The organism is Microbacterium sp., assembly GCF_035277845.1.
Lineage (GTDB): Bacteria > Actinomycetota > Actinomycetes > Actinomycetales > Microbacteriaceae > Microbacterium.
Genome location: NZ_DATEJS010000175.1, coordinates 1 through 7,961 on the forward strand (window position 1 = coordinate 1; position 7,961 = coordinate 7,961).

Below are 7,961 nucleotides of genomic sequence, written 5' to 3' on the forward strand. Positions count from 1 at the left end.
CTTGCGAATCGGTGACGTCGGGCCCGGTGTCCAGACAAGCGGTGTCGGAAGTCCGGGATAGAGTGGACGAGTCGTCGTCAGGGGAGGAGTGTTTCACGTGAAACGACCCGGGAACAAGGATGCTGCGGCATCCGGACCGCTCGATTTCGCCGATACACCCTTGGCGCGTGAACTCGCAGACCTGTCGGCGCGACGCCGCGCCCTGGCTGAGGTCGAGATCGCGTTCAGCGGTCGAACGCGCATCATCACGGTGTCGAACCAGAAGGGTGGCGTCGGCAAGACGACCACGGCCGTGAATCTGGCTGCGGCTCTCGCCGACCTCGGTGCGCACGTGCTCGTGGTCGACCTCGACCCGCAGGGGAACGCCTCGACGGCCCTCGGTGTCGCGCACACGGCCGACACGCTCAGCATCTACGACGTGCTGATCGACGAGCTGCCGCTCGCTGAGATCGTGCAGACGAGCCCCGAGTCGGATCGACTCGCCTGCGCACCCAGCACCATCCACCTGGCCGGTGCCGAGATCGAGCTCGTCAGCCAGGAATCGCGCGAGCACCGGCTGCACACGGCGATCGCCGACTATCTGATCGAGGCCGACCAGGCGCCCGACTTCATCATCATCGACTGCCCTCCGTCGCTCGGTCTGCTCACGATCAACGCCTTCACGGCGGCCGACGAGGTGCTCATCCCCATCCAGTGCGAGTACTACGCGCTCGAGGGGCTCAGCCAGCTGCTCGGCAATGTCAGCATGATCCAGCAGCACCTGAATCCCCGCATCCACGTATCGACGATCGTGCTCACGATGTTCGACGGACGCACGCGGCTCGCCCAGCAGGTGGCCGACGAGGTGCGCACCCACTTCCCGCAGCAGGTGCTCGAGACCGTGATCCCGCGGTCCGTGCGCGTCTCGGAGGCACCGAGCTTCGGACAGACCGTGATCGCTTACGACGGTCAGTCGGCGGGCGCGGTCGCCTACCGTGAAGCAGCGGTCGAGATCGCGCGGCGCGAGAGCACCGGGGAGCCTGCAGCGGCGAATTCCACACAATACGGCGAGAGGAGCGTCTGATGGCGGCCAAGCGAACAGGACTGGGACGAGGCATCGGCGCGCTGATCCCCACGTCGGAGAGCAGTGAGCGTCCGGTGGACGTCTTCTTCCCCGGGGCCTCGCGATCCGCCGCCGGTGCGGAGGCATCCTCCCTCGCCAGCGATGTCGCGGTGCTGACGGCCGAGCGGCCCGTGGACGCCGAGTCCACCGCCCGCGGCAAGCGCAAGCCCAAAGCCGAGACCTCGGAGGGCGTCGACGACGCCGCGCCCGTGGCGGACGAGTCCGACGACGTCGACGCGGCCATCGAAGCCGAGCTGCTCGCCGTTCCCGGTGCGCGCCTGGTGCACATCGACCCGCACTCGATCGTCCCGAACCACCGCCAGCCTCGCAGCGTCTTCGACGCCGACGATCTCGCCGAGCTGGTGCACTCCGTCCGCGAGTTCGGCGTGCTGCAGCCCGTCGTGGTGCGCGATGCCGGCGACGGCACGTACGAGCTCATCATGGGTGAGCGTCGCACGCGCGCCGCCCGCGAGGCCGGCCTCACCGAGATCCCCGCCGTGGTGCGCGACACCGCCGACGAGGACATGCTGCGCGACGCGCTGCTGGAGAACCTGCACCGCTCACAGCTGAACCCGCTCGAAGAGGCGTCCGCCTATCAGCAGCTGCTCGACGACTTCGGGATCACCCAGGAGGAGCTCGCCGGTCGCATCGGACGGTCGCGTCCGCAGATCAGCAACACGATCCGCCTGCTGAAGCTTCCCATGCCGGTGCAGCAGCGCGTCGCCGCCGGGGTGCTCAGCGCCGGCCACGCACGGGCGATCCTCTCGGTCGACAACGTCGAGGGCATGCAGCGCCTCGCGGACAAGATCGTCAACGAGGACCTCTCGGTGCGCGCCGCCGAAGTCGCCGCGAAGAACATCGACTCACGATCGATGCACCGTGCAACTGTTCGGGCGGGAAAGCACCGCGACCACCTGGACGACGTCGCCGACCACCTCGGCGACCGTCTGAACACGCGGGTGAAGCTCAGCCTCGGAGCGCGGAAGGGCCAGATCGTCATCGATTTCGCGACGATCCAGGATCTCAACCGCATCCTCGCGGAGCTGGGCGAACCGGACTACGCGTCGCACCTGTGACATGACGGGCACGCGCGTGGAGGCGCGGCTCGGCGGGCGCCCACGAGGTGGCGCGTAGGCTGGAGGGGTGAGTCATCCTCATCCTGCGGAACACGTGCCGCGCCGCTCCAGCCTCGAAGTGCTGCGAGCCGAGGCGGCCGACGAGCGCGCCGTGCTCGTCGAGGAGCGGTTGCGCCTCGGGGAGGACCCCTGGGAATTCATGGAGGAGCTGCCGAGCGTCGACGAGCTCGTCGTCATCATGCTGCGCGCCGAGAACATCGCCGCCAACGACGGTGCACGACCGAACCCGACGCGGCACTACCGGGTGCTGCGGCAGATCGCCCTGCAGTACCCCGAGCTGACGTCGACGGTCTGGCACATGCTGGGAAACGACGGCAGCAATCGCCTGTGGGATGAGATGGTGCGCGCGGACGTCAGCTGAGGCATCCGAACCCGGACATGCAGAAGGCCCGGGACGGCAGACGATCCGGAGGGATCGTGCGTCCCGGGCCTTCGTGCCGGGGGAAGCGGACTCAGCCGAGGAAGGCGGCGAGATCCTGCTCGAGGGCGAACTTCGGCTTGGCGCCGATGATGGTCGTCTTGACCTCTCCGCCCTCGAAGACCTTCATCGCCGGGATCGACGTGATCTGGTACTTCATGGCCAGGTCGGGGTTCTCGTCGACGTTGAGCTTCAGGATGGTGATCTTGCCTGCGTTCTCAGCCTGGATCTGGTCGAGGACGGGCGAGACCATGCGACACGGGCCGCACCATTCCGCCCAGAAGTCGACGAGCACAGGCCCGTTCGCCTGCAGGACGTCCTGCTCGAACGTGGCAGAGGTGGTGGCCTTCGCGGTCATGGGTTATCTCCTTCGTGGAAGTCTGTGGGGTGAAACGCCCGAGAGCAGGCGATTGTTCCCGGACGTTCGGGACGCCTCGCCTCGCCGGACGATCGGCGCGGGTCAGACCGCGGCGGCGGCGGCGTGGGTCGGCTCGGCGAGGGCGGCGAGGAAGTGCTCGGCGTCGAGGGCCGCGACGGTTCCGGATGCCGCGGCGGTGACCGCCTGACGGTACGTCGGGTCGACGACGTCGCCGGCGGCGAAGACGCCCTCCGCCGAGGTGAGCGACGAGCGACCGGCGACCTGGATCGTGCCCTCGGCGGTCAGGTCGAGCTTGTGGTGCACCAGGTGCGTGCGCGGGTCGTTGCCGATCGCGACGAAGACGCCGTCGAGGGCCAGCTCACGCGTGGATCCGTCGACGGTGTCGCGGAGAACCACGGCGTTGACGGCATCCTCACCGAGGATGTCGACGACCTCGCTGTTCCAGATGAACTCGATCTTGTCGTTGTTGAAGGCGCGCTCCTGCATGATCTTGGAGGCGCGCAGGCTGTCGCGACGGTGGATGACGTACACCTTCGAGGCGAACCGGGTGAGGAACGTCGCCTCCTCCATCGCGGAGTCGCCGCCGCCGACCACGGCGATCGCCTTCTCGCGGAAGAAGAAGCCGTCGCACGTGGCGCACCACGACACACCGCGGCCGGAGAGGCGCTCTTCGCCCTCGATGCCGATCTTGCGGTAGGCCGAGCCGGTCGCGAAGATCACCGCGGACGCCTCTTCGACCTTGCCGCTACCGAGCTTGACGGTCTTGACCGGGCCGTCGACGTGCAGCTCCACGACGTCGTCGTAGATGACCTCGGCACCGAACTTCTCGGCCTGCTCCTGCAGCTTGCCCATGAGCTCGGGGCCCTGGATGCCCTCCGGGAAGCCGGGGAAGTTCTCGACCTCGGTGGTGTTCATCAGCTCACCGCCGGCATCGACCGAGCTGGCAACGACCAGCGGCTGCAGGTTCGCGCGGGCCGCGTAGATCGCAGCCGTGTAACCGGCAGGTCCGGAACCGATGATGATGAGCTGACGCACGTTTTCTCCTTCGACACGGATGTCTGGCATCCGATCCGTTCAACACATGGTATCGGGGCGACATTCCCGCATCCCTTGTGAGTCCTGGGCGAGGACGTCACAGAACGGCGGGAGCGGTCAGCGCCGGCCGGGCAGGAACCGCCGGGCGATCGCGAGAGCCGGTGAGAGCTCGGGCGCGCGGAGCAGCGCCAGCATCCCGACGTAGACGACGAGGCTCACGGTGCCGATGACGGCCGTGCCGACGGCGCCCAGCAGCTGCCCGGAGACCATCCAGCCGGATGCACCGCCGGACAGCAGGAAAACCCCGAAGCCGACGGCCGCAGCCGGGATCGCCGCCACGACGAAGCGGCCGACGGCCAGCATCCAGCTCGCCGTTCCGAGCGCGCCGATCTTGCGGTGCAGCAGCCACGTGGCGAGGACGGTCTGCACGACCGCGGCGATCGCCTGACCGAGCGCGACGCCCGTGGCGCGCCACTCGACCGGCACCCACAGGACTGCGACGACGGCGGTGAGCATCACGACCGCCGTCTGCACGACCGTGAAGAAGAACGGTGTGCGGGTGTCGTTGTAGGCGTAATAGGTGCGCTGGATCGAGAAGATCACCGTGTTCGGGATGAGGCTCACGAGGTACGCGATCAGCAGCGGTGCGGTCACGAGCGCCGTCGCGGGGCTGTTCGTGAAGATGCGGGCCGCGGGGACGGCAGCGGCGGCCATCGCGAACGCCGCGATCACGATGAAGACGCTCAGGGTGCGGATGCTGCGGCCGATGTCGGCACGGACCTCTTCGAGGCGTCCGGCGTGCGCGTGCTCGCTGAGCCGGGTGAAATACGGGGTGCCGATCGAGATGACGATGATCGAGTACGGGAGCATGTACAGCAGCCACATGTTCTGCGACGCCGCGATGCCGACGCTTCCCGTCGCCGTGGAGAGCACCCGCGACTGCACGAGCCCGCCGAGCTGCCCGAGCACCACCATCAGGAACGTCCAGCCGGCGAGGCGCCCGATCTGGCCGAGCCCCATCCCGCGCCAGCGGAAGTCCGGGCGCACGCCGATGCCGACGCCGCGCCAGAAGACGAGCAGCAGCAGGGCCTGCAGCGCGATGCCGAGGGTCGCCGTGCCGCCGACCAGCGCGACCATGCCGGGCGTCCACCGGACGGCATCCGTCCTGAGCCCGAACAGCAGGAAGAACGCACCGAATCCGATGATCGAGACGACGTTGTTCACGATCGGCGTCAACGTGTACGGGCCGTACACGTTCCGGGCGTGCATGGTCTCGCCGAGCAGGGCATACAACCCGTAGAAGAGGATCTGCGGCAGGCACCAGAAGGCGAACGCGGTGGCCAGGGCGAGCTGTTCCGGCGTGAAACCCGGCGCGTACAGCGACACCAGCCACGGCGCCAGCACGACGGCGACGGCCGTCGCACCCAGCAGCACCACGGTCCCGAGGGTGAACAGCTTCGAGACGAACGCCTTCCCGCCGTCATCCTGCGTCGACGCCTTCACGATCTGCGGCACGATCACGGCCGTCAGGATGCCCGTCGAGATGATCGCGTAGATGTTGTTCGGCAGCTGGTTGGCGGCACCGAACGCGTCGGCGGCGCGGCTGCCGGTGGAGCCGATGGCCGCGACCAGCACGATGGTGCGGAGGAAGCCGGTCAGGCGCGACAGGATCGTGCCGGCGCCGATCATCATGCTCGCCCGGGCGATGCTCGGACTCATACGTCGTCGCCCTTCGGGTCGAGGGGAGGCGGCGGCACCGCTGTCACCGCCGGGACGGCCGGGACGGCGTGCCGGACGGCATCCGCGGCCGGTCCCGCGCCGGCCTCCTGACGCGTGCGGCGCCGCCTGCTGAAGACCATGCGCGCGGCCCCGGCGACGAGGAGCACGATCACGATGGCGCCGAGGATGACGAGGCCGGCCAGCTCCCAGTCGGCGTGCATGCTGACCTGGACCTTCTGCGCGTCGCCGATCGTGACGCCGGAGCGGCTGCGCAGCTGCAGCGTGAGGGCGGCATTCCCGTTGGTGATCTTCGCGCGCACGGGCAGCTCGACGCGTGTGTTGCTCGACGCGGTCGCGATGACGGTCGTCGTGGGCGGCACCTCGAACCGCGAGTCGTCCGTGCTCGCTGCCATGGTGACGCGCACCGGCCAGGGCAGGTCGTTGCGCACCCAGAAACGCAGCGTGGCACCCGTCCCGGCGATGTTCACCGTGCTCAGCGGCAGGATGCCGACCGAGGAGAGCGTCGTCTGCGTGGCAGTGGCGTGGTCGCGCAATGCCGTCCGCCACGTGTCGTCGCCGAGCCAGCCACCGCCGACGAGCTGCAGCATCTGCGCCCGCTCCGGGCCGGTCAGGACGGTGGGGTCGGTGAGGATCGACGCGAACCGGGTGAGCTGCTGCTCGCCGAGTCCGAGCGCCGTGACGGCGTTGACGCGTGCGCCGTCCTTGACGGTGGCCTTGACCGACCGGGATGCCGCTGCCGAGCTGTCGAAGTCGGAGAGGCTCGCGGCATCCACCGACGGGGCCGTGGTGACGGCGAGGATCGCGGCCCGCAGCCCGGACTCGCTGATCGTGCGGCTGCGGTCGACCACAGTGAGCAGGGAGGACCCGTCGGCCGACTGGACCGCGAGCTGCAGCTGCGCGGCTGCCGCGGTGAGCGAAGCGCCCTGAGTGGCATCCGTCGGATCCTGCGCCGCCTCGGTGAGGTCGGACGACACGGCCGAGTCGTACACGAGCACGGCCCGCCCGGAGGCGCGGGCCTCCGCGGACACCGTGGCCGTGGCATCCGCCGTCGACGACGACGCGACGAGCGTCTCGGCCGGCGTCGCGGTGTCGCCGAGCGCGCCGAGGGTCTTCACGGTGGTGCCCGACGCGGTGCCGGTGAACGGCCAGAACACGTTCGATCGGGCCGGGCCGATGTCGAGGAGCTCGTGGAGGCCGGGCAGGTGCACCCCGCCGGAGGCACTCGGCGACGGGCTCGGGCTCGGTGAGCCGGCGCCTCCCGCCGGCGGAGTGGACCGCTGCGCGCCCTGATCGCCCGCGAAGTTGTCCGGATCGAGGTAGGCCTGCAGGGACGTGGGCTGCATCAGGCCGCCGGTCGCGCCGATCTGCGCGGCGGTGTCCGCGTCGCCGAACTGCAGGGCGAAGCGCGTGTTCGGCAACGACAGGAGGTGCTGAAGCCATTGGCGCGCAGACGCCGGAGCGGTCGAGCCCAGCGCGCGGATGGCCGCCGGGATCGCCGGATCCACCGCGAGGATCGCCTCGGTGCCGTCGACCGCGTTCAGGCGCGCGGTGAGGTCCCCGTCCGGGGCGGTGAGAGTGGTCAGCTGTTCGGCGGTGAGAAGGCCGGTGCCGAGCCCCGGAGCCGTGATCGGCACCACGACGCCCACGGCGGCGCGGGTCTGCGCGGCATCCGGCACGATCATCACGCTGAGGGAGACGACATCGCCGCCGCTCGTCGACGCGACGGCCTGCAGCGGATAGATGCCGGGCTTCCGGGACTTCAGCGCCTTGCTCTCGGCCGACACGATCACGAGGGACTGCCCGGTCGCACCGGAGGCCACCGGGGCGACCGTGCCCTTGCCGACCGACGCGAGGCCCGTCGCGGCGGCCGTGCCGGCCAGCCAGGTCGTCAGCGCCTTGCGCGTGGTGAGCGGTTTCGAGCCCAGCTGCAGGGTCACCGTGGTCTTCGTGAGCGCAGCCGGCGTGCCGTTCTGCAGCGACACCCAGGCGTTCAGCGGGTCGCCGGGATGCACGATGCCCTCGGAGACAGGCGCGAGGGTGGCCGTCACCACACCCGACAGCGGCGTCGCGCTCGGAGAGGGGCTCGGCGAGGCGTCGGCGGGCACCGGGGCCGCCGCCGGGCGGGTCGCCGCGTCGGCCGTGCCCGCTGCG

The 7,961-nt window shown here is 69.8% G+C and carries 7 protein-coding genes; 3 read left to right on the forward strand and 4 right to left on the reverse strand.

The window, feature by feature from the left end; translation table 11 throughout:
- Positions 1-97: 97 nt before the first annotated feature.
- From VJR25_RS07495 to VJR25_RS07505, 3 genes are all read left to right on the forward strand, one after another.
- On the forward strand, positions 98-1,063 hold the full coding sequence (locus VJR25_RS07495; RefSeq protein ID WP_324114149.1) for a ParA family protein: 966 nt from the start codon (positions 98-100) through the stop codon (positions 1,061-1,063).
- Complete coding sequence (locus tag VJR25_RS07500; RefSeq protein WP_324114151.1) at positions 1,063-2,178, forward strand: ParB/RepB/Spo0J family partition protein; 1,116 nt, start codon at positions 1,063-1,065, stop codon at positions 2,176-2,178. The genes VJR25_RS07495 and VJR25_RS07500 overlap by 1 nt, the downstream gene beginning before the upstream one ends.
- Before the next feature lie 67 nt (positions 2,179-2,245).
- Entirely contained in the window at positions 2,246-2,599 is a 354-nt protein-coding gene (locus VJR25_RS07505) for a tryptophan synthase subunit alpha (RefSeq protein WP_324114153.1), read from the forward strand.
- Positions 2,600-2,690: 91 nt separating this feature from the next.
- Here the strand turns inward: VJR25_RS07505 and trxA are convergent, their stop codons facing one another.
- From trxA to VJR25_RS07525, 4 genes are all read right to left on the reverse strand, one after another.
- Positions 2,691-3,014: a thioredoxin gene (trxA, locus tag VJR25_RS07510; RefSeq protein ID WP_324114155.1), complete on the reverse strand. Its 324-nt coding sequence runs from the start codon at positions 3,012-3,014 to the stop codon at positions 2,691-2,693.
- Between the two features lie 102 nt (positions 3,015-3,116).
- Entirely contained in the window at positions 3,117-4,070 is a 954-nt protein-coding gene (gene trxB / locus VJR25_RS07515) for a thioredoxin-disulfide reductase (RefSeq protein ID WP_324114157.1), read from the reverse strand.
- A 117-nt stretch (positions 4,071-4,187) separates the two neighbouring features.
- Entirely contained in the window at positions 4,188-5,789 is a 1,602-nt protein-coding gene (gene murJ / locus VJR25_RS07520) for a murein biosynthesis integral membrane protein MurJ (RefSeq protein ID WP_324114159.1), read from the reverse strand.
- Positions 5,786-7,961: DUF6049 family protein (locus VJR25_RS07525; RefSeq protein ID WP_324114161.1), on the reverse strand; the 2,176-nt coding region annotated here is incomplete at its 5' end. The genes VJR25_RS07525 and murJ, both read right to left, overlap by 4 nt.

Coding starts and splice junctions, on each gene's coding strand:
- trxA (WP_324114155.1), bottom strand. CDS start 3,014: ATGACCGCGAAGGCCACCACCTCTGCCACGTTCGAGCAGGACGTCCTG.
- murJ (WP_324114159.1), bottom strand. CDS start 5,789: ATGAGTCCGAGCATCGCCCGGGCGAGCATGATGATCGGCGCCGGCACG.
- VJR25_RS07500 (WP_324114151.1), top strand. CDS start 1,063: ATGGCGGCCAAGCGAACAGGACTGGGACGAGGCATCGGCGCGCTGATC.